This window comes from Shewanella sp. GutDb-MelDb (assembly GCF_002836075.1).
Lineage (GTDB): Bacteria > Pseudomonadota > Gammaproteobacteria > Enterobacterales > Shewanellaceae > Shewanella.
Window position 1 is genome coordinate 18,144 of record NZ_PJBM01000131.1, and the last position, 20,972, is coordinate 39,115.

A 20,972-nucleotide genomic window follows, 5' to 3' on the forward strand; every position below is an offset into this window, starting at 1 on the left:
TGTTATCGCTGTGTTAAGAATCAAATCTGGCGATATCCTTCTCTGTGGCCCCTTCTTTGCATTCGCCTCGAATACTGCCACGGTCATACTGAATGGAACGGCTGATCTCGATATAACCTTCTCTGCAATATCCGGTCATCTCAATTGTCTGGCCAAGACCGTGTTCAATTTTCTGAGTCCAGGCCGTTAAATCCGGTCCTTGATAACGTTTTTTAGCGCGTTTCTTTTGTGATGCTCGCTGTTCATGAGGCAGAGGAGCTTGCTGAGCATTATTATCTTGAACGAGCTTAGCGCGATAGGTGAATAGTTTTAAGCCATTACTTTTGATATCTGTTTTAAATGAATCAGTGAGTTGACCTGCGAACTCTTCCGGCACTATTTCGCTAGTAAAGCTGCAGGCTGAAAGTAATAAAATTAACAGTAGAGGGTATTTTTTCATTATTGTTTTTATGTTAATAATTGGTTTCTATTGGTCAGCATAACGTATATTTAAGCAAGTTAGCAGGGGCTTTAGCTGTTTTTACATTAGGCTACTTTTGTATTAGAGGGCTTGGAGGCGGTATTTACTGATGACGGTGTATCTTACTACACTTGTCAGCAGTGTTAATTGTCACGTTTGCAATCAATACTCGATGGTTTATCAACGTCAGTGTCCACATCTGGGTACAATTTATAGAGTTGGTGATACTTCTACAGATGTTTGGTTGGTGTATAGGCAACACTATATTTGTTATATACCAACACCATTGGCTGTGTGATGCATCATCACTGACGACTGGAAAAATGTATTTGGGCATGCAATAACGGCCTTTAGTGAGGGGGCTCGTTTAGCTTCTCGATTGAGGGTATCTAACGCAAGTGTCATTTAAGGCTAACCACTTTAGCTGGCTGTCAGTGTGAATATGGTAGCTGGGCTGAACAGCATTTGGTTCATCCAGTGATACGATAGACAATGTTAGATAGCTGGGATGACGAGTATCTCTAAAGGTTAATTGCGAACCACAATGATGACAAAAACCCCGCCTTACAAACTCTGATGATGTAAATTCGGTTACCGAACCCACTAACCAGCTCACCTCATCGATATTAAAGTCCATCCACGCACCTAATACAGAACCCGTGCTCTTTTGGCATTGACGACAATGGCAAAAATCAGCGGAAAATGGTGTTGCCGTTAACTGATATCGTATTGCGCCGCAAAGGCAACCGCCTTGTTGTAAACCTGCTATTGTCATCAATCTCCCCCTGACTATTAGTTTTATAAGTGTGAGTGATTTCACCATATCCTGATTTATTATCTTTGTCATATACAGGTGCCTTCAGCGAGTAGAGTGTACGTTAGAACGCAATAAAGATTGCTAATAATAGTCACTCTCATCTGTTAGCGCGGCGTTAAACTCCCCCTAGCGTACTTTTGTGGTGATGTAACCCACCCCGTGGTAGTTAACACCATGACTTGGCTCACATATACTGACAATAATGTTAATCATTTGTTGTGCTTTGTGACGGTTTTGGCAGACTGAAGTTGTAGCCCCAAAGGAGTGAGTATGGCTTCAATTCTTCAGTTGTTAAAAGCAATGCTAAATAGCTTTAAAGATCTTATCCCAATCATTTTGGTGGTCAGTTTTTTTGAGATATTTGTGTTGCATCAAGCGCCAGATAATCTGTTCTCTATTCTAATCGGTCTTATTTTCATCGTTGTTGGATTAACTTTTTTTGTGTTTGGCCTTGAAATGGGGCTGTTTCCGATAGGTGAGTCTCTAGCGCAAGCATTGGCGAGAAAGGGCAGCGTATTTTGGCTGGTAGTGTTCTCATTTTCGCTAGGGTTTGGTACCACACTGGCCGAACCCGCCTTAACCGCGGTCGCTAATGAAGCAGCTGAGGTTGCCGCAGAGGCAGGCGCCATTGTTAAGAGTGAAGCTTCAATGGACAGTTATGCTATGGGGCTTAGACTCACCGTCGCTTTATCGGTGGGGCTTGCAATCCTATTAGGCGTGGTGCGAATTTTAAAAGGCTGGCCAATTCATTACATTATTATTGCTGGCTATATCTTGGTGATGCTGCTGACCTCATTTGCACCAGAGAGCATTATTGGCATCGCCTATGATTCTGGCGGCGTGACCACCTCAACCATCACAGTGCCCTTAGTTACCGCGCTCGGCGTTGGGTTAGCCAGTGTCATTAAAGGGCGCAACCCGATGTTAGATGGCTTCGGTTTAATCGCTTTCGCCAGTTTAATGCCGATGATATTCGTACTTATTTACGGAATGGTGGTGCTGTAATGGAGATGCTGTTAAAGGTACTTAACACCTTGATGTTAACCGCGCGTGATGTCGTGCCCATCGCAATTATTCTATTTGGCTTCCAGCTGGGGGTGTTAAAACGTCCTATTGCCAACTGGCGCAAAGTCGCCGCGGGTTTCGTTTACGTTATTCTAGGCTTGAGCTTTTTCTTAGTCGGTTTAGAACTGGCGCTATTTCCCATCGGCGAGGCAATGGCAGAACAACTGACCTCACCCGCGTTCATCCATGCCGACGACCCCTCTATTACCATCAACGCATGGCAAGATTACTACTGGGTTTATATCTTTGCTGCAGCCATTGGTTTTAGTACCACGATTGCTGAGCCCTCGCTCATTGCGGTGGCCATTAAAGCCAATGAAGTCTCTGGCGGCACTATTAGTATTCAGGGGTTACGGATCTCCGTAGCCATTGGTGTCGCCTTTGGGATCAGCCTTGGTTGCTTTCGAATTGTGGTTGGCGATCCCATTCACTACTATATCTTAGGAGGCTATATTATCGTGGTGATCCAGACTTTTTACGCTCCAAAAATGATTGTGCCACTGGCGTATGACTCTGGCGGCGTAACAACCTCCACCGTTACCGTGCCTCTGGTGGCTGCACTGGGGTTAGGGCTAGCGACCAACGTCGATGGTCGTAACCCGCTGATTGATGGTTTTGGCTTAATTGCTTTTGCCAGCTTATTTCCGATAATCAGCGTGATGGCTTATGCCCAACTGGTTGAATACAAAAATAGAGCTCAAAAGGAGCGAAATAATGCGCTTTAAACTCATTATTGTCTTTATTGACGATGCCTGTACCGACGACATACTTGATGCAGCAAGAAGCAAAGGCGCCACCGGTGCTACTGTGATTAATCATGCTCGTGGCGAAGGGCTCAAGAAGCAAAAAACCTTTATGGGCTTGTCACTCGATATTCAGCGCGATGTGGTGTTGTTGCTGGTGGAAGAGCACCTTAGCCGAGCAATTCTAGAAACAGTCAATAAAGTTGGAGGTTTTGATAACGACTCCGGAAAAGGCATCGCTATTCAAATTGATGTAGAAGATGCCGTTGGTGTTGCGCACCAAGTACAACAATTGAGCCATGATATTGAGGACCAGATATGAATAAACCAACCCCAGTAAGAAACCATGATGTGATGTGCCAAGATTATGCGATGGTAGATGGGTTACAAACCGTTGCAGAGGCCATTGAGCAAGCCGTATCACATAAGGTGAATGTGTTGTTCGTTAATAAGCGCTACGATGACGACGAATATGGCATGGTGTTGATGAGTGATATCGCCAAAAAGGTACTCGCGAAAGATAAGGCGCCTGAACGGGTTAATATCTACGAAATCATGGTAAAACCGGTACTGGCTGTTAACGGTAATATGGACGTTCGCTATTGCGCTCGCTTATTTGATCGCTTCGGTATTACTAAAGCACCAGTGGTAGAACAGGGTAAAATTGTCGGACTCGTGAGTTACCACGATATCGTGCTGAAAGGGATGATTAACAGAGGGTAATTACGGTTATGTTGCGGCTGAAACCGTCGAAAAATGGACGTTTCGGTGAGTTTACAGCGAGCCTCAGGAGTATCTGCACATACGCTGATCACTGGTCATTGGAACCACATAAGCCCAAAGGTCACTCACTTCTCTCTAAAACGAGCTGGCGCCGGCATGTTGTGCTATACAGTATTATTAGGTTTTTTCGAATATCGCATAAAATTATGCGGGTTCAGTGCTCGAGTTGCTATTGAGTACAAATAAAAGCAGCGTAAATTCAAGTCACTAAAAGCGTGCATGCGCGCTTTGCAGCAGATACGAGGCAAGTTAATCCTCTATTCTCGTTTTACCAGAAACTGTATTTGGAATGAACGTTAAAAACAGTTATAAATTAGATGGTTATTGATACACGTTTTGACTGGCTGAACCTGATAAACGCGCAAGCGTTTATGCACATGTTATGTGCCACATCCTGAATTTATCCGCGCTTTTACGGGGATTGTAATTTAGTTTGTTAACATTAAAAAACAACTAATATAGGTATTACAATGAGAATTAAAAGTTGGATTTTTGGTACATTAGCTGCGGGTGTTTTTAGCTCAGTTACAAACGTGTGTGCAAGTGAAACTGTGACTGTCGATAATTTTGTCCGAGCTGAGACCGACATGACAATGAAGCGCTACGAAGCTGCTGGCGGATTCGGTAAAATGTTCCATATACGTCAGCCGACACCCTTAGATAAACAAGATGTTATTCGGATGAATCAAGATACCCTCTATTCTATTGGGATTTTTGATTTAACAACACCGGTCACGATCACTAAACCAAAAACTGACCGTTGGCAGTCATTGATGCTAGTTAACCAGGACCATTCTATCCCTGCTGCTATTTATAAAGCTGGTTCGTATACTTTTACACAAAAAGAAATTGGTACACGTTATCTAACGGTCGTATTTCGAACCCTTGTTAATGCCAATGATGAAAATGACATCAAACTGGCAAATGCGATTCAGGATCAGATAACGGTTAAGCAGGAAAACGCTGGTTCACTTGATATTCCAGAATGGGATGAAGCGTCTCTGACTAAAGTTAGAGACGCTATTAATGTATTAGCCGCTACGTTAAGTGATACTTCAGGAATGCTGGGCGATAAATCAAAACTTAACCCAATTCACCATCTAATGGGAACGGCAATGGGGTGGGGGGGAAACCCTAAAAAAGATGCCATTTATGTCAATGTGGTTCCTGAACAAAATGATGGTAAAACTAATTATGCTTTGACTATTAAAGATGTACCCGTTGACGGGTTTGCCTCCATCACGGTTTACAATGCCAAGGGATTTATGGAAAAAAACGAGCTGGGCATCAACTCGCTTAACAACTTAACTGCAAAACCAAATAAAGATGGTGGAGCCACTGTTCACTTCGGCGGTTGTGAGGATGGTCGCATTAACTGTATTCCAGTGACTGATGGCTGGAACTACATCGTGCGTATGTATCAACCCAAAGAAGCTGTTATAGATGGCAGCTGGAAATTCCCTGATCCGACACCAGTGAAATAGACTTGAAATATAAGGCTGCCAAAGCAGCACATTACAAAGCGTTGCACCGGATTAGCCGGTGAACGCGGCGTTAGCACTATAAGGAATATCAGTTGAGTCTCGGCAATCAAATAACAGGTAAACTAAATAGCATAGAGAATTTCATTGAGAACTCTTCAACCTTGTTATTTCCGGTTAAGGTATTAGGCTGGATAGTGCTTCTTTTAGCCTTGATTATTACTAATTTTATAGCAATAGGTAAATGGCCAATTTCTGCTATATCCAAAAAGCTCAATAAAAAAGAATTAGCTTTAGGAGATCCAATTAATATAACTTCTGACGATGAGCTTCAAAAAATAGTCTCTCAACAAGGTACGGTGTTAGTAGATTTTTGGGCTGAGTGGTGCGGACCTTGCCTACTAATGGATAATACTATTAGTAAGTTAGCACAAGAATATGCAGGGAAAGTGTGCGTTGTTAAAGTCGATGTGTCATTAAACTCAACCCTAAGCAAGTTATACGCAGTAAGAGGCTTACCAACAGTCATAGTATTTAGAAATGGCGATGAGACAATTAGAAAAAGTGGTTCATTAACAAAGAGTCAGCTAGTAGGGTTGATTAAATAAAATAACTAGCAAGCTGCTAATTAGGACAAAATACAGTTGGGTTTTGCTCCTTTGTCGCTATTTTGCCAGCTAAATTCTGCCTGTTAACAGCCGTTATACACTTAGAGGGACTATTCGTGTTTTGGATTAAACGTCATTTGTATTATCAAGTCAAAAAAGGCGAAGTTACTGTCACTTCGCTTGAAGATGGTAAATCCATAACGAGGGCTTGTAGTGCCCTTAATCATCCTCGGACCCTTATGGGTAACTTCATGGAAATTGAAGATTGCTTTAAAAGTATTGCTAAAGAACTAGCTCCGCGACGCTTTTTGCTTCAAGCCCCTATTGCTGTTGTGCATCTCCTAGAGTCTGTAGAGGGTGGCTATACAAATGTAGAAATTCGAGCATTTCGTGAGGCTGCTTTAGGTGCAGGGGCTAGAGACACCTTTATGCCTAGTAATAAGTCGAAGCTATCGGAGACACAAATATTAAGTCGAGACTTTGCGGAGTGGGACTGTGTATAACAAGTTGCACAAGTTCGGATTATTGAATTTAATCAAGCTATGCTTGGCCAACATCGTGGCACCTCGGCCATTTTCTAATAAAAAGAGTCGAGCAAAAAAGCTGTGCGTCTCATGTGAATGGGTTCAGGAATGCCGTGGTCAATGAGGCTCCCAGCATCATAATGACCCACTTGCCACTTGCCACTTTCCTATGGGACTAATGAGCAGAGCCGCCCAATCTCCACGCTTAACTTCAATAGATCACCCATAGTATTAGTGGGTGCCTCTGCTCCTATTAACGACAACGTATTCGATTACTCTATAGATTCTAACTCATGATATTTTCTAAACGATGAGATTATTACCTCAACCAAGGAGAACCTTGGATTGAAAATAACTTTACTAATTAGGAAATGACGATGAAAAACATGAAACTTTTCGCTTTAGCAACGACTTTAGCAGTATCACTTGTAGCGCCAATGGCAGCGAATGCAACAGGCTTTTATTTAGGGGCGAATGCAGGTTCTGGTCAACAGAGTAACCAGCTCATGGATAAAGCAACAACTACAAACGTAGGTTCTATCAAGGCTGGTTATGATTTTAATGATTATTTCGGTGCTGAAGTCCGTTACGGTGGTGTCAATTCAAGTTCTTCTGATATCGAACTGAATAGCTTTACGTCTGTTTATGCCAAAGCACAACTTCCTGTAAGTGAGTCATTCACAGTATATGGTTTAGCAGGTGCGACTTCTGCAAATTTACCAGGAATGATATTGGATGATAAAAATAGTTCTGAGAGTAGCGCTAGTTTTGGTGCCGGTGTTAGATATTCTATTACCGATAGCCTTGGTGTGAGCCTTGAAGCTACACGCATTTCATCACATGACGCCTATAAGCTTGATGCCGTTATGCTGGGTGTTGATTATAAATTTTAATCACTAATTTAGGGTAGCCATGCCTACTACTCCCACCGGGTGTGGTTATCCGCCCTATTTCATAAGCGAAAATGAGAAAGACAGTTTGAAGTAAAGATGAGCAGCTATAGCTAAAAAGTCATATTACTTAGACAAAAAAGGCAGCATATTAATGCTGCCTTTTGCTGTGTTCAATAATTTGCTGCTTAAGCAAATTTCTTATCTAAGAAGCCGATGATCTCTGATGACTCATACATCCAAGTGGCTTGGCCAGCTTCTTCAACTTTCATGCAAGGTACCTGCAACTTACCACCTTCGGTAAGCAAAGTGCTTTTATGTGGTTCTTGCTTCGCATCAAGGGTCACAATGTTAAGACCTTGACGGCGCAATGAGCGACGCACTTTCACACAGAAAGGACAAGCTTTGTACTCGTAGATGGTCATGCTTTTAGTGGCATCATCCACTTTTTGCTGTTCAGCGATAGGACGCTTGAGCTTTTTTGGAGTAAAAATAAAGTTAAAAAACAAAATGATCCGGCCTAGCACCCAACGAATAACAAACATTTACTGCCCTTAATGTGTTTTGATTCGCGGGGATTTTACCCCATGCGATACAGGGATAACAGCCTTGATTAGAAATCGTTGGTATAACACTATTTTTTAACCAGCTGAGGTGAGCCATAGAGTGTTAATTTATTGCCAGTCAGTAATAGTGCGTCATTGTCACCACACAAGTAAACTGATTGGTTGAGTGAGTTAAGCTGTTGGTTAAATGAGTCATCACTCAATTGAGTGGTTTCAAAATGCGGCACGAATTGGAAAGGAACGAGGTTTAATGCACTCAGTGCTTCTGGTGACGCTGTAATGTGATCACCACAAAGTACTGCGCTGTCGATTGAGGGCGTTAACAACATAGCGCCTGCGCTTACCCCCACTATTGCGCCGCCATTCATTGCAAATTTTGTGAGAGGTGCAATGAGCTGCCGCTGTTTTATCGCCAGTAAAAATCGCTGGGTATCGCCGCCTGAAAGATGGATCAGGTCACAAGTTAATAGTGCATCAAGCGCTTGCTGGGAAAACTCGGATTCAAGTTCCAAATAAACATCCATCTCAGCGTTAAGGGCTGAGTAGATTTGTTGGGTTTGTCTGAAATATTCCCGTTGTGGATCCGGCGCTGAAGCGATATAACCAATTTTCGGCGTAGTAGTCTTTAGTATCGAGAGGAGCTTACTGATGGCTAATTGTGCATTGGCCGCTGTGGGCTGGCTGATAAGGGCGAGATTGATGATAACGATTCCATTAAAGCGACATTCAAATAAAGTGCTATTAAAAATCACTGCATTAAACACAGCATTAAACACAGCTTAAAACATTACCTTAGCGAAATAAATTAAGAAAGGGTTATCTATGGGAGTGAGTCGATTAAGCCGAGGTTTAGCGGTGTGTTAACTAAATAAACGTAATAAAAAGGCACCTAAGTTAAGGTGCCTTATATCGTGTGGGATGTGCTTAAATCTACAGCCGTTTTAGTTCGCCGTTAATGTCAGTAACGCTTGGCTGGCGCCCGTATTTAAATTGACTTTGCTATCGAGCAAAAAGACTCTTTCTGGTGCCACGGTTTTATTGTCTGCTAAGAAGTTCTTCACTGCGCTGGCTCGTTGCTGTGCCAAGTCACCTAATGCATCATTGGAGATCCGCTGGTCACCGAGGCTGAAATTGTATAACGCAATATGCCAACGGATAGCCAAGTCTTCAGCCGTAAGTGCATTATCGCCTTGATGATCGGCTTCTATAGCTTTTTTTACATCAATGGCTGGACTGGCAATTTCAGTCTCATAAAGTAATTTAAGTGCATCAGATAAAGCGCCTGATGTTGGGTAGGTACTGGCGGTTAAATCCGCTGGCATCTGTTCGATTTCTAATTGAGCTAGCTGGGCTAGTTTTTGTCGCAATTGTGCTTCGGCCAATGCACGGTTGTCTTCAGCAACATTAACGGCGCCTTCAACATTCAGTTTTAGCATGGGTCTATCGGCTAAGCCTTTGGCGAGCATGGCTAAGGTCTTTTTGGCCTGTTCGTCGAGATCAGCGGTACCAGCAGCGAAGTTCACTTTATCGAGTTCATCGTCCTCGCCACCTAATAAGCCAGCTAGAAGCGAAAAGGGCGCGGTAACGGCTTTAGTGATGATGTTAGTAAATGCGGTCATCACAATACTGCCGATACTGAAACTTGGCTCGTCTAAATCACCGGATACTTGCAAGCCTAAATCAATAACGCCATGCCTATCTTGCAATAGGGCAATTGCCAGTGTGACAGGCAGCGTTGTCGCGAGACTACTGTCACTTGGTTTACCCAGTTGAAGTTGATCGACCACTAAGTGGTTGTCACCTACTAATTGATTGTTCTCGAGGCGGTAATTAAGATCTAACGATAATTGGCCTTTATCAATATAGTAACCTGCGTAAGTGCCCGAATATGGGTTTACGGAGGTGAGCTCTACATGTTTGAAACCGAGTGCTAAATCTAAAAAAGGTTGTTCAAGTAATGGGTTGATATCGCCTTTTAAGGTGACGGGGGCATAGCGATCAATTTTACCCTTTATGTCAACTGATGCAGCCTGTTCACTCGATGATGATAACTTAGTGATCTCCCCATTAAGTTGTTCGATGCTGGCGGCAAAATTAGGCGTTAGTGAGCTATCAGCGAAGAAAGTAGAGCCGTCTTCAATACTAATTTTGTTAATGCTAATCGCCATAGCAGTGGGCGTTTCATCGCTATTTGTGCTCGTTATCGGTGCTGATGTTTTTTGTTCTGCTTGCGCCTCTTTTGACTCATCACTCGCAGCCACTTGGTTATTGTTGCTCACCATTAATTCGCCAAAGTTGGTGCTTTTATCTTCAGCGATAATGATACGGCCATAGGGCTGCTTTAGTGCTATATGATCAATTTCAATGCTATTGGCGGCTTTATCGAAGCCAAATTGATTTATATCGACACTTTTCCATTTTAGCAGTGTCTTTTTTTGCACGGTATCTTTAACGAGCAGATCGTTAATGTTGATCGCACCATTATAACTAAGTTGCTCTGCTTCATTGTTTAACGCTAGCGTCCCTTGGGTAGAGAGTTTGCCCTGTTTTAAATCAATATTGAGGTAAGGGCTAAGATAGTTCTGGAACTGATTTAAGCTTAGCTTTGACAGTGTTAATTGATTAATCGATTTTTGCTGTCGAATATCAATACTACCCGTTGATGAAAGTGAACCTTGTTGATTAATATTAAGCGAGAGTTGGTAGTCGATAGGCGTTGATAGATCGGCATTAATTTTTTCGGTGAGTAACTTGATGTCAGTGATCTGCCAAAGCGTTCCTTGGGTGACTATTTTCTCGGTAAGATTAACCTGGTAATTCTCTAGCTCAACGCCATTTAAAACCGCTTTCCAAGGCAAGCTCTCTGTGGTGTTATCGATATTAGTTGGTGTTGTTTGCTGCTTCGTCGCCGTTGATATTTCTGCGAGTTTTGGCTGTAATAGTCTTTGTAGGTTGCTGCCTTTTTTGTCGAGCGTGGTGTTAACAAGCAAGCCTTGAGAGCGTATCTTATCGACGGTTACTTTTTGCTCATGTAAATCAAAGTTAATACCTTCAACTGCAAAAATGGGCAAGCTTGCAACGATGTCATTGCTATTTTTGAGGGTAATATCTTCGAGCTTCACCACGCCATTGTTAGCCGTAACTTGAAAGTAGTCACTCTTTTCCTCAAGGCGATATTGGCTATCGACACTGAGTTTACCGGTGGCTAGGTTGGCTATAAATAGTTTATCAACAAATGACCAAAACTGCGGCAGTTGGATATTCGTTAATTGAATATCACCGACAATGGATAGCGGTTCTAATTGAACAATACCCTGCGTCGTAATTTCTCCGCCGTTATTGCCTACAAGATGGATTGCATAGTGATTGCTCTTCTCACCCTCTTTATTTTGCATTACCGCGGAAAGGGCATTTTGAGAATCAAAGGACTTAATATTTAGATTTACTTGCGGGTAGAGTAGCTGCCCTTGTGTGATGTTGTCGATAAAGCGCAAGTTAGCATTAACGATAGCCAAGTTCTTGACCATAAAGTGTGGCAGGCCGGTCGATGGTGCTGACGTCGGCTCTGGGGTTGATGCGCTATTTTGTGCCAGAGTATCGATAATATCACTGAAGTTGAATGTCAGAGCGTTATCAGCTTTGAGTCGTTCAACACGAATAGAAGGTTTTAATAGTGTGACATCGGCAATGCTAAAAGCGGCATTGAAAATAGAATGCCAAAAACGAAATTCAAAAGTAAGCTGTTCAAATCCAACAAATTCATTGCTGTTTAGGTTAGTCTTAGCCTCTTGTATTTGAAATTGATCGATAGCCACTTTCAAAGTGAAAGGGTTTATGCTGACATCGCTTAATGTAACGGTGCGCTGTAGCATATTTGATAATTGCTTCGGCACTTGTTTAACGGCAATATAGGGTATTAATAACCCTAAAATAGCGGTAAAAATAAGATAAAGGGTAACCGCGATCGCGAGCAGGCGCTGGTAGCGTGGTCGTTGGCGGTATTTATCTCTAAATCCAATGAGTGTTTTTGAGGCAATAGACATACTGACCTTAACTTCGTTTAGATGAATGAGCACTGGTTTCTGCTGCTGATGGTTGGTACTCGGTTTGTGCTGATTAGCCACAAGACCGTTACAAAGCAAAAGTGGGCTTCCATAATTTTAGCTACATTATTAAGGAAGTGCGCCAGAGATCATAATATTTTTCATTATTAATTGAGAATAAACGTTCGCCAATGACAACTTTCTTTTTAGATGGCCAAGCTTTTGATTCCGCAGAAGATGAATCAGTACTAGAGACCCTAATACGTAGTGGTAACTCAATAAACTATTCCTGTAAAAAAGGCGCTTGTAAAACGTGCTTGGTGCAGCATGTGGGGGGAGAACTGTCCCCTGGTTCGCAACGTGGCTTAAGTGCTCGGCTCAAAGCCAATCATTACCTTTGTACTTGTCAGTGCCAACCCACAGAAGGACTCAAACTCAAAACTGTGATTGAGCAAGATTTGTTTGTGTCTGCGCAATTGGTTGAGCGCATTTTCATGACCGAAAGTGTGATGAAAGTGGTGATTAAATTGTCTGAAAACCTTGATTGTTATGCTGGGCAATATATCAATCTCAGACGATTTGATGGACTGACACGCAGTTACGCCATTGCTAAGGTGTTTGACGACAATGTTATCGAGCTGCATATTACCCGAAAATATAACGGTCAATTTAGCGGCTGGCTATTTAGTACCGCCAGTATCGGTGAGCAACTCCTCATTCAAGGGCCTTTAGGCCAATGTATTTATAAAGCGGAATATCATCAGGATAAGCTTATCTTAATCGGCCATGGCGCAGGTATCGGAGCCGTGATGGGCATTGTTGAGCAGGCACTAGACATGTCGCATCAAGCTGATATCTATCTCTATCATGGTGCTCGCACAGTAGAGGAACTTTACCTGCATAAAAAATGCTTATCTTTGATGTTGGCGCACAAGAATGTCCACTATCGTGCATGTATTACCGCTACGGCCCCGGTTGATTTGGTTGATAAACGTTGCCTGCAAATACAACCCTTTGAGCTTGCTGCCAAGGAGCACCCCATTAATCGTCATAACAGAGTGTTTCTTTGCGGGGAACCTGAAGCCGTGGTTAAAGCGCAGCAGCAAGCATTTTTAGATGGATTTGAATACGCAAAAATTCACGTATTACCATTTGAATATAAAGATTTACGCACGGTTAAACGAGCTTGATTTGAATCTGGTGTTGATCATTTATCGGCATCAATGTAGCTAATAGCGGCGATAATGGCCCCTTGTGGGTCTTTTAACCAACAAAAACGCCCAATACCAATAATATCTTCTGGGCCAAATAAAATATTTGCGCCGAGTTCATGGGCTTTGTCAGCGACCTCATCGACATTTTTCACTGTGATATAACCAGTCCAATTACTTGGCATTGCCGGTGCAGGGCTTTGCGCTATGCCGCCGATATCGACGCCATTATTGATAATGATATGGTAAGGCGCATCGGCAACAACAATGGTCTTAAATTGCCAACCAAAGACTTGACTATAAAATACCATTGCTTCTTTACTGCTGCTGGCGGTTAATTCATGCCAACTCAATGAGCCTGAACTGTTTGATGTGGGGATCATCAGTGTTCCTTGATAGGTATTGCTGAAATAAGTGTAGCCTCAACATTGCCGTAAGGGGGAAATAAACCGAGGTGGCGGCTATTTCACTGCGGTTTATAGTCCCTATTAGCCTCCTAGAAGGTGGCAGCTCACTGTCATTGAGCGATATCGGTAATCTTACCTTCTAAAGAGACTGATGAATGAAGCAAGTCAATCCAAGACCATGCTATCCAACAATGGCTTACTCTGCGTTGTCTGCCGCGAATTGGAGTAACGAACACATTATTGTGTTGCTTAGTGTCTTTAACGGGAGGTAACATAGCCCGTTTTCAATCATGCTCATGGGGAATTAGCTTGAATAAAAGTGTTGTTACCAATTTAATCGCTGCGATAGCAGTGCTCGCCGGCTACCTTCTAGCTTCGCCTATTTTATTGACGGTAGGGCTGTTTGCATTGTCTGGTGCGGTGACTAACTGGCTTGCTGTTTATATGCTTTTTGAGAAAGTGCCTGGCCTTTATGGTTCTGGCGTGGTGCCTTCGCGTTTTGAAGAGTTTAAAGAGGGTATCTCTCATCTAATGATGAAGCAGTTTTTTACCGAAGAAAATATTGAACGATTTTTGTCACAGCAAGGCGATGCTGAGAAGCACATAAATTTGGCACCCGTCATTGAAAAACTCGATCTTTCGCCTGCATTTGACGCACTGGTTAGCACTATTTCACAGTCTTCATTCGGGGGAATGTTAGCGATGTTTGGCGGGACGGAGGCAATACAACCACTGCGTGAGCCATTTATTGAAAAAATGAAAGCGTCGCTGAGTGATATATCACAATCAGACCAGTTTTATGAATTATTAAAAGCTGAGCTAGAGCAGAGCAACATGATTGATGACATGCGCGTTAAAGTCGAAGAGATTGTCACGCAGCGTTTAAATGAGTTAACACCTCAACTCGTAAAAGAGATAGTGCAAGATATGATTAAGAAGCACCTAGGTTGGCTCGTTGTTTGGGGCGGTATTTTCGGTGGTTTAATCGGCTTAGCTGCAGCGTTGCTTCAAAGTTAATTTAACTTGGGTTGATGGCAAGTCATAGATTATGAAAGGGAGCTTAGGCTCCCTTTTTTGTGGCCTGTTTTTTACACCAAGCTATATTTTTCTGCATTCTTTATTGATAAGAATAAATACTGAATGGCAATAGCCAGTATTGCTATGACATGAAGACCACCACACCGGGAGAGAATGTGGTCAATGTAAGTGGCAATAAACGACCTAGAACCCAGTTACTTTTCGGCATACTGAATCCTGCATTTTGAGGTCGTTTGGCTATATAGCCTTAAGGCTGAACGTGATATGGTTTTAGCCATATAAGTTTTTTCGTTACAGGGAGCAACTGATGAGCCAGCATAATACGATTAACTATTTGGAAATGCCCGTGAGTAATATTCAGGCAACCAAAGACTTTTTTAGCCAAGTGTTTGCTTGGGAGTTTGTTGATTACGGACCTGAATATAGCTGTTTTTTGAACGCAGGGATCACCGGTGGATTTTACCTTTCGAAGCAAAATTTCACTTTAAGCAAAGGCTCACCATTAGTGGTGCTCTATTCAAATGATCTAGGCCTATCAATGCAAAATGTGACCGCGGCTGGTGGACAAGTGAGTAAGGACATTTTTTCATTTCCAGGCGGGCGTCGGTTTCACTTTCTTGATCCTAATGGTAATGAATTTGCTGTATGGTCTGAATAGTAAAGCAAACTTAAAATAAGAAGGGCTGAACATGCCACATTGTGTCATTGAATACGCTAAACCGTTAAAGCACATCATATCGGTAGAAGCATTAGTTGAAGCCACACATCAAGCTTTGATTGATACCGGTTTATTTGAACCGCAGGCGATTAAAACCCGCGCTCATGGCGTTGAGCATTTTCGAATAGGCGAAGATGAAGCCAATACCTTTGTTCATATTCATATGGCCATTATGCCTGGGCGCACCGACGAGCAAAAAGCGTTATTGCTTGAACGGGTATTTGAGTCTATTTCGCTGATCACCAATGTGGTTAGCAGCGTTACTATGGAAATCGTCGACATTAACAAACAGCATTATTTAAAAGTGATTAACTAAATCACTTTTAGCTTTTTCTTAAGCAAAGAAAAGCCACTCAATCGAGTGGCTTTTTACTGAGACCATTATCAGTTTGGCTTAGTAAGCACTGTCGTGGACAGATTGCACAGCTCGTCCTGATGGGTCGATGATCCCTTGTAGACTTTCATCCCACGCCAATGCTTCTGGGGTCGAGCATGCTACCGACTTTCCACCGGGTACTGTTTCAGCTGCGCTGGCAAGCGGGAACAACTCTTCAAAGAAGGTGCGATAGAAGTAGGCTTCTTTCGTTTCAGGTGTGTTGTATGGGAACCTAAATTTTGCATTTGCCAGCTGCAGATCATCAACTTTAACTGCCGCATGCTCTTTTAGGCCGTCTATCCAAGAGTAACCAACGCCATCACTGAACTGTTCCTTTTGGCGCCAAGTCACCTCTTTTGGTAACTTATGCTCAAACGCCTTACGTAAAATGTGCTTTTCAATCTTGCCATCTTTTGACATTTTAGCTTCTGGGTTAATACGCATTGCTACGTCCATAAACTCTTTGTCTAAGAAAGGGACGCGCGCTTCTAATCCCCATGCCGCCATGGCTTTGTTTGCGCGTAAGCAATCAAACAGGTGCAACTTATCGAGCTTACGCACTAATTCTTCATGGAAGGCTTGTGCATTGGGGGCTTTATGGAAGTACAGGTAGCCACCAAATAACTCATCAGCCCCTTCTCCAGATAACACCATTTTAATGCCCATGGCTTTAATCTTACGAGCCATTAGGTACATAGGTGTTGCGGAACGAATCGTGGTCACATCATAGGTTTCAAGATGATAAATCACATCTTTAATCGCATCGATGCCGTCTTGGAAAGTAAAGGTGATTTCATGGTGAATAGTACCAATGGCATCCGCTACTTTTTTTGCAGCAATCAGATCGGGAGCGCCCGCAAGGCCTACGGCAAAAGAGTGCAACTGTGGCCACCATGCGCTGGTTTCGCCATCATCTTCAATGCGTCGTTTAGCAAATGTCTGGGTAATCGCTGAAATGACTGATGAGTCTAAGCCACCAGAAAGTAATACGCCGTAAGGCACGTCAGACATCAATTGACGTTTAACGGCAGCTTCGAGTGCATCTCGCACCTCTTCACTGCTGGCTGGGTTGCTTTGAACCGCGGCAAAATCACGCCAATCACGCTGGTAGTATTGAGTCTGCTCGCCTATTTCACTTGATAGATAGTGACCCGGTGTAAAGGTTTCAACTGTTTTACATACAGGCATCAGCGCTTTCATTTCTGAAGCCACATAAAAGTTGCCTTCGCTATCTCGACCGGTATACAGCGGAATAATGCCCATATGGTCGCGACCGATTAAATAAGTATCTTTAGCTTTGTCGTATAAAACGAAGGCAAATATACCGTTGAGTTTATCTAAAAACTCAGTGCCGTATTCCTGGTATAAAGCCAGAATGACTTCACAGTCAGAGTTTGTTTGGTAGCTATACTTATCGCCAAGTTCTGCTTTAAGCTCTTTGTGGTTATAGATCTCACCATTTACTGCCAGAACAATACTTTCATCTTGGCTTAGTAATGGCTGCGCGCCATGTTCAATATCGACAATGGCTAAACGTTCATGGGCCAGAATAGCCTTATCACTGCTGTAAATTCCAGACCAGTCCGGTCCACGATGGCGTAACAGTTTTGACATTTCAAGTGCAACTTGACGCAGTGGCACTGCGTCAGATTGAATATCTAAAATAGCGAAAATTGAACACATAGGTCACTCCAAAAAATGTCAGTCTTAATCTCAATTGAGTATTACTCTGCCATTGAAAATGAATAAGTACAAATTAGTTTTTGATGTTTTATCTATAAAACACGCTATTAGGCATTATTATATGTAGCTTTTTAATTAATAAAATGAAGAAAGTTTAAAAATTAGCGTTATTTACTGACTAATGCTCATTTTGCTGTGCGTGGTCTGGCTTCTACTCAATATATGATAATGCACAGCAGATAATGACAATAATTAGCGTGCTTCGGTTAATTAAGTGACGTCTGGCGCAAAATCTCGACTAACTTGGTTTAATGACCGTCGCGAACTAGGGGCTGTAGATCTTTCACGGTTGTTTTTGCCGCCGTTTATTGGCTATTTTAACAAGGCGGAGGCTATGTCGTTTAGTCATTCTCCACAAATAGCTTACAACAGCGTAAAAATAGCCAAGAAGCGTGGCCCTTAGGGTTCGTTTCAATGCTTTTATTCTTTTATGACTAGAATGGGTTACGCGCTTTTCGCTTAGACTGCTAAGCATCATCGCTCAAGCCTTGTACTAAAATCATCATTCTTTACGGGAGAGAGACGAACAAAAAACAAGCTCGAAAGATCAACAGCCCCTGATCAATAAGTACAAGGAAATGTATAAAAAACGCTCGAAAGCGGATAGCTATCGAGCGTTAATTACCATAATTAGTCGTGACTCAGGCTGTGATTAATTCTATTCAGCTTTTGCCGGTCTGAGTGAATGAAACTCTGTGCCGTTAAAATAGCCCGGCCAGTCGCTATTATTACCCAATACTGTTGCTGCATGGTAGTAGATGGCTAAATCTTCTAACGCGCCACTTAAGTCCCAGTCTTCGCGGTACTCGTCACAGAGATTGTGATAACAGCCTTTCATCTTTTGCTTCATCATTGTTTTGTACTGTGCTGTGGCCTCATCAATGGGTTCACTGCCGCCACCAGCGAAGACGGCGGGTACGCCTTGCTTTGCAAAACTGAAATGATCAGAACGGAAGAATCCACCCGATTCAGGGTGCTTTTCACTGGTTGCAGTACGATTTTGTGCTGTAACCGCCGTAATCAGATAATTCTCTAACTCCGACTTACCTTTACCGACGATGGTGTAATCTGCAGTGCGACCATAAATGTTGGTGCTGTCTAAGTTAAACACGGCAACGGTTTTATCCAATGGGTATACCGGATTTGATGCATAATAACGAGAACCGAGTAAGCCTTGCTCTTCCCCTGTTGTTGCCACAAAGGTGACTGAACGGGCAAGTGGGTTACCATTCTTATCTTGCTTGGCAAATTGACGTGCAATTTCTAATATACCGGCTGTGCCAGAGGCATTGTCGAGTGCACCGTTGTAGATCTGATCGCCGTCTTTTGTTGGGTCAAGGCCGAGATGATCCCAGTGAGCGGTGAATAGGATCTGCTCATCTGGACGGCTTTTTCCTGCAAGGGTAGCAACCACATTATAGCTGTTGGCGTATTCTGCTTTATTCTCGAACGCGATAGAGGCCGTTTGGTTAAGTGGTATGTTAATGGCACTGCTCGCGGCGCGATCCGACACAGTGCTAAGAGAAAGACCGGCTTTTTCGAATAACTGAGTGGCGACATCAAGCGTCATCCAACCTTCAACTTCAATCCACTTATCTTGCTCTTCTTGAGTACGAACAAGATCTTGCTGTGCACCAGTCCAACTGTTTTCAACCACTGACCAAGGGTAAGAGGCTGGCTCGGTATCATGAATGATAATGGCACCTAGAGCACCTTGGCGGCTGGCTTCTTCGTACTTATAGGTCCAGCGACCGTAGTAGGTCATTGCTTTACCGTTGAACTTTCCAGATGTTGGTAGAGCAAATCCTGGATCATTGACTAAAATCACTGCAATTTTGCCCGTCATGTCAAGATCTTGGTAATCGTTCCATTGATACTCTGGAGCGTTGATCCCATAACCAACAAAGACTAGCGGCGCATTGGCGATATCAACCTTACTGATATCATGACGGCTGCCTACAACCACATCTTGACGATGCTGCAATTGCATATCACCGAAACGGATAGACTGCTGCTCAGATGCGGTATAGGTCACCATTGGCACTGCTTGAAGGTAATCTTTGCCATTGGGTTTAGCTAAGCCCATTTCAGCAAACGCCTTGCTAAGGTAGTCCAGTGTTAGCTGTTCGCCCTTGGTGGTTGGCGCACGTCCTTCAAATTTATCTGAAGCGAGCACTTTTATATCTTGGCGGAAACGAGATTCATCAAAAGAGACTTTTTCTGGGGTGACTACGTCTGTCGTATGTTGGCTGCACGCGCTGAGTAAGGCGAGTGCACAGACTGGGAGTATAGTGCGCATTAATAGGTCCTATTATTGTTGTTTTAGACTTTTTTGTTGTATTTGGTTGTTTGTTGAGAACTTTAGGTGACAATAATGGCGGAAAGTAGCCCATGATGACAAGAGGGCGAGGGCTTGAAAGTGTTACTTAATATTGCATTTTGGTTATTAATATCGCCAAGTAAATAACCATCGTCATGTTTGATAGCATTGAACTTGGCGATATAGGGGTAACTCAGTTTTTTCCGCTAACGTTATCCGGAGTTTTAGTTTAAACCACGTCAATATCACCAGCGCAGCTAAAGACATGATTTGGCCTAAAGGGCTCTTTCTCTATATCTTCCAAAGAGCTCACGCCACTGGTGACTAATATGGTTTCGAGTCCAGCTTGAAAACCCGCGAGTATATCGGTGCGCATGTTATCGCCAATGATAATGGTATCTTCAGAATGGCCATCAATATGGTTGAGTGCTGAGCGGATAATCCATGAGCTTGGCTTACCTACATAAAAGGGCATCTTGCCGGTAATACGCTCTATCGGTGCGCAAAGAGCACCACATGCAGGGCTAAAAGCGGGGCCATGAGTGTCTGGATTGGTGGCAATAAATCGCGCCCCAGCGCTGATAAATTTGGCTGCTTTATGGATCATCTCCCAGTTATATGAGCGCGTCTCGCCCACGATGACAAAATCAGGATTTATATCGGTGATGGTAAAGCCGGCTTTATATAGTTCATGAGTCAGCGCACCTTCGCCAATCACAAAGGCTTTAGTGCCTGTTTGATGTTTGAGAAAATCAGCTGTCGCCATCGCCGAGGTGTAAAAGCACTCTTCGGGAATGTTAATGCCTGCTGCCCCTAATCTGTTTTGTAAGTCCTTGCCAGTTTGGACGGGGTAGTTTGTCAACACAACCAGAGGATTACCTTGTTCTAATACTCGATGAATAAAGGTATCACTGCCGGGGATTAATTTATTGTCATGCAGTAACACACCATCGATATCGCAAATAATATTCTTCATCGGTCTCTCTTTGAGTCTAAGGACATGCATTTGGAGTGTTGTTTATATAATGCCAAATCAGCTGAGAAAACAATGATTTTTATCTTAGAGACTGCATTTTGTAACGCGGGTTATGCGGTGCTTCATGGTTACTTGAAGCAAATCGACTAAATTTAGCGACTAACACTAAGGAAGCGTAATCCAATTGAAGGATTAAGTTCGTT

At 43.0% G+C, this 20,972-nt stretch carries 21 protein-coding genes; 12 read left to right on the top strand and 9 right to left on the bottom strand.

All coding sequences use genetic code 11. The features are described from left to right. Positions 1-13 precede the first annotated feature (13 nt). Complete coding sequence (locus CXF82_RS04750) at positions 14-439, bottom strand: hypothetical protein (protein ID WP_101089658.1); 426 nt, start codon at positions 437-439, stop codon at positions 14-16. A 388-nt stretch (positions 440-827) separates the two neighbouring features. After that, positions 828-1,235: a GFA family protein gene (locus tag CXF82_RS04755; RefSeq protein ID WP_101089659.1), complete on the bottom strand. Its 408-nt coding sequence runs from the start codon at positions 1,233-1,235 to the stop codon at positions 828-830. A 312-nt stretch (positions 1,236-1,547) separates the two neighbouring features. Here CXF82_RS04755 and CXF82_RS04760 point away from each other — a divergent pair, with 312 nt between their 5' ends. From CXF82_RS04760 to CXF82_RS04795, 8 genes are all read left to right on the top strand, one after another. Beyond that, complete coding sequence (locus CXF82_RS04760) at positions 1,548-2,282, top strand: DUF1538 domain-containing protein (RefSeq protein WP_101089660.1); 735 nt, start codon at positions 1,548-1,550, stop codon at positions 2,280-2,282. Next, complete coding sequence (locus CXF82_RS04765; RefSeq protein WP_101089661.1) at positions 2,282-3,067, top strand: DUF1538 domain-containing protein; 786 nt, start codon at positions 2,282-2,284, stop codon at positions 3,065-3,067. The genes CXF82_RS04760 and CXF82_RS04765 overlap by 1 nt, the downstream gene beginning before the upstream one ends. Then, positions 3,057-3,407: a P-II family nitrogen regulator gene (locus CXF82_RS04770; RefSeq protein ID WP_101089662.1), complete on the top strand. Its 351-nt coding sequence runs from the start codon at positions 3,057-3,059 to the stop codon at positions 3,405-3,407. The genes CXF82_RS04765 and CXF82_RS04770 overlap by 11 nt, the downstream gene beginning before the upstream one ends. Next, a complete protein-coding gene (locus tag CXF82_RS04775; RefSeq protein WP_101089663.1) occupies positions 3,404-3,808 on the top strand; it encodes a CBS domain-containing protein in 405 nt (134 codons plus the stop codon). Before CXF82_RS04770 ends, CXF82_RS04775 begins: the two co-directional genes overlap by 4 nt. 530 nt (positions 3,809-4,338) lie before the next feature. Continuing rightward, complete coding sequence (locus CXF82_RS04780; RefSeq protein ID WP_102043747.1) at positions 4,339-5,352, top strand: DUF1214 domain-containing protein; 1,014 nt, start codon at positions 4,339-4,341, stop codon at positions 5,350-5,352. Positions 5,353-5,444: 92 nt separating this feature from the next. After that, the gene (locus tag CXF82_RS04785; protein WP_101089665.1) at positions 5,445-5,957 is read left to right on the top strand and encodes a thioredoxin family protein; all 513 of its coding nucleotides are present in this window, start codon (positions 5,445-5,447) and stop codon (positions 5,955-5,957) included. A gap of 116 nt (positions 5,958-6,073) precedes the next feature. Next, on the top strand, positions 6,074-6,460 hold the full coding sequence (locus tag CXF82_RS04790; RefSeq protein WP_101089666.1) for a hypothetical protein: 387 nt from the start codon (positions 6,074-6,076) through the stop codon (positions 6,458-6,460). 398 nt (positions 6,461-6,858) lie between these two features. Further along, positions 6,859-7,374 carry a porin family protein gene (locus CXF82_RS04795; protein ID WP_180961169.1) on the top strand — a complete coding sequence of 172 codons (516 nt, stop codon included), beginning with the start codon at positions 6,859-6,861 and terminating at the stop codon, positions 7,372-7,374. Positions 7,375-7,559: 185 nt separating this feature from the next. On the opposite strand, the gene CXF82_RS04800 is transcribed toward CXF82_RS04795, so the two are convergent. From CXF82_RS04800 to CXF82_RS04810, 3 genes are all read right to left on the bottom strand, one after another. Then, positions 7,560-7,916: a glutathione S-transferase N-terminal domain-containing protein gene (locus CXF82_RS04800; RefSeq protein ID WP_101089668.1), complete on the bottom strand. Its 357-nt coding sequence runs from the start codon at positions 7,914-7,916 to the stop codon at positions 7,560-7,562. An 89-nt stretch (positions 7,917-8,005) separates the two neighbouring features. Further along, positions 8,006-8,713 carry a Type 1 glutamine amidotransferase-like domain-containing protein gene (locus tag CXF82_RS04805; RefSeq protein ID WP_257982732.1) on the bottom strand — a complete coding sequence of 236 codons (708 nt, stop codon included), beginning with the start codon at positions 8,711-8,713 and terminating at the stop codon, positions 8,006-8,008. A 165-nt stretch (positions 8,714-8,878) separates the two neighbouring features. Then, a complete protein-coding gene (locus CXF82_RS04810; protein ID WP_308304377.1) occupies positions 8,879-12,079 on the bottom strand; it encodes a DUF748 domain-containing protein in 3,201 nt (1,066 codons plus the stop codon). 92 nt (positions 12,080-12,171) lie between these two features. Here CXF82_RS04810 and CXF82_RS04815 point away from each other — a divergent pair, with 92 nt between their 5' ends. Further along, on the top strand, positions 12,172-13,170 hold the full coding sequence (locus CXF82_RS04815; protein WP_102043749.1) for a 2Fe-2S iron-sulfur cluster-binding protein: 999 nt from the start codon (positions 12,172-12,174) through the stop codon (positions 13,168-13,170). Positions 13,171-13,187: 17 nt separating this feature from the next. Here the strand turns inward: CXF82_RS04815 and CXF82_RS04820 are convergent, their stop codons facing one another. Beyond that, positions 13,188-13,574 carry a VOC family protein gene (locus tag CXF82_RS04820; protein ID WP_102043750.1) on the bottom strand — a complete coding sequence of 129 codons (387 nt, stop codon included), beginning with the start codon at positions 13,572-13,574 and terminating at the stop codon, positions 13,188-13,190. A gap of 333 nt (positions 13,575-13,907) precedes the next feature. Between CXF82_RS04820 and CXF82_RS04825 the strand changes: the two genes are divergently transcribed. From CXF82_RS04825 to CXF82_RS04835, 3 genes are all read left to right on the top strand, one after another. After that, a complete protein-coding gene (locus tag CXF82_RS04825) occupies positions 13,908-14,615 on the top strand; it encodes a DUF445 family protein (protein WP_101089671.1) in 708 nt (235 codons plus the stop codon). Positions 14,616-14,943: 328 nt separating this feature from the next. Beyond that, the gene (locus CXF82_RS04830; protein ID WP_101089672.1) at positions 14,944-15,294 is read left to right on the top strand and encodes a VOC family protein; all 351 of its coding nucleotides are present in this window, start codon (positions 14,944-14,946) and stop codon (positions 15,292-15,294) included. 31 nt (positions 15,295-15,325) lie between these two features. Further along, positions 15,326-15,670 carry a 5-carboxymethyl-2-hydroxymuconate Delta-isomerase gene (locus tag CXF82_RS04835; protein WP_101089673.1) on the top strand — a complete coding sequence of 115 codons (345 nt, stop codon included), beginning with the start codon at positions 15,326-15,328 and terminating at the stop codon, positions 15,668-15,670. Between the two features lie 78 nt (positions 15,671-15,748). Here the strand turns inward: CXF82_RS04835 and asnB are convergent, their stop codons facing one another. From asnB to CXF82_RS04850, 3 genes are all read right to left on the bottom strand, one after another. Continuing rightward, entirely contained in the window at positions 15,749-17,413 is a 1,665-nt protein-coding gene (asnB, locus tag CXF82_RS04840; protein ID WP_101089674.1) for an asparagine synthase B, read from the bottom strand. 718 nt (positions 17,414-18,131) lie between these two features. Continuing rightward, complete coding sequence (locus CXF82_RS04845) at positions 18,132-19,772, bottom strand: M28 family metallopeptidase (protein WP_102043751.1); 1,641 nt, start codon at positions 19,770-19,772, stop codon at positions 18,132-18,134. A 250-nt stretch (positions 19,773-20,022) separates the two neighbouring features. Beyond that, positions 20,023-20,769 carry an HAD-IIA family hydrolase gene (locus tag CXF82_RS04850; protein WP_101089676.1) on the bottom strand — a complete coding sequence of 249 codons (747 nt, stop codon included), beginning with the start codon at positions 20,767-20,769 and terminating at the stop codon, positions 20,023-20,025. Positions 20,770-20,972 lie beyond the last annotated feature (203 nt).

What these genes read in the sequence shown, in the direction of transcription:
- CXF82_RS04755 (WP_101089659.1), bottom strand. Translation starts at nt 1,235, where the DNA reads ATGACAATAGCAGGTTTACAACAAGGCGGTTGCCTTTGCGGCGCAATA.
- CXF82_RS04765 (WP_101089661.1), top strand. Translation starts at nt 2,282, where the DNA reads ATGGAGATGCTGTTAAAGGTACTTAACACCTTGATGTTAACCGCGCGT.
- CXF82_RS04760 (WP_101089660.1), top strand. Translation starts at nt 1,548, where the DNA reads ATGGCTTCAATTCTTCAGTTGTTAAAAGCAATGCTAAATAGCTTTAAA.
- CXF82_RS04850 (WP_101089676.1), bottom strand. Translation starts at nt 20,769, where the DNA reads ATGAAGAATATTATTTGCGATATCGATGGTGTGTTACTGCATGACAAT.
- CXF82_RS04845 (WP_102043751.1), bottom strand. Translation starts at nt 19,772, where the DNA reads ATGCGCACTATACTCCCAGTCTGTGCACTCGCCTTACTCAGCGCGTGC.
- CXF82_RS04795 (WP_180961169.1), top strand. Translation starts at nt 6,859, where the DNA reads ATGAAAAACATGAAACTTTTCGCTTTAGCAACGACTTTAGCAGTATCA.
- CXF82_RS04770 (WP_101089662.1), top strand. Translation starts at nt 3,057, where the DNA reads ATGCGCTTTAAACTCATTATTGTCTTTATTGACGATGCCTGTACCGAC.
- CXF82_RS04780 (WP_102043747.1), top strand. Translation starts at nt 4,339, where the DNA reads ATGAGAATTAAAAGTTGGATTTTTGGTACATTAGCTGCGGGTGTTTTT.
- CXF82_RS04750 (WP_101089658.1), bottom strand. Translation starts at nt 439, where the DNA reads ATGAAAAAATACCCTCTACTGTTAATTTTATTACTTTCAGCCTGCAGC.
- CXF82_RS04815 (WP_102043749.1), top strand. Translation starts at nt 12,172, where the DNA reads ATGACAACTTTCTTTTTAGATGGCCAAGCTTTTGATTCCGCAGAAGAT.
- CXF82_RS04800 (WP_101089668.1), bottom strand. Translation starts at nt 7,916, where the DNA reads ATGTTTGTTATTCGTTGGGTGCTAGGCCGGATCATTTTGTTTTTTAAC.
- asnB (WP_101089674.1), bottom strand. Translation starts at nt 17,413, where the DNA reads ATGTGTTCAATTTTCGCTATTTTAGATATTCAATCTGACGCAGTGCCA.
- CXF82_RS04835 (WP_101089673.1), top strand. Translation starts at nt 15,326, where the DNA reads ATGCCACATTGTGTCATTGAATACGCTAAACCGTTAAAGCACATCATA.
- CXF82_RS04775 (WP_101089663.1), top strand. Translation starts at nt 3,404, where the DNA reads ATGAATAAACCAACCCCAGTAAGAAACCATGATGTGATGTGCCAAGAT.
- CXF82_RS04820 (WP_102043750.1), bottom strand. Translation starts at nt 13,574, where the DNA reads ATGATCCCCACATCAAACAGTTCAGGCTCATTGAGTTGGCATGAATTA.
- CXF82_RS04830 (WP_101089672.1), top strand. Translation starts at nt 14,944, where the DNA reads ATGAGCCAGCATAATACGATTAACTATTTGGAAATGCCCGTGAGTAAT.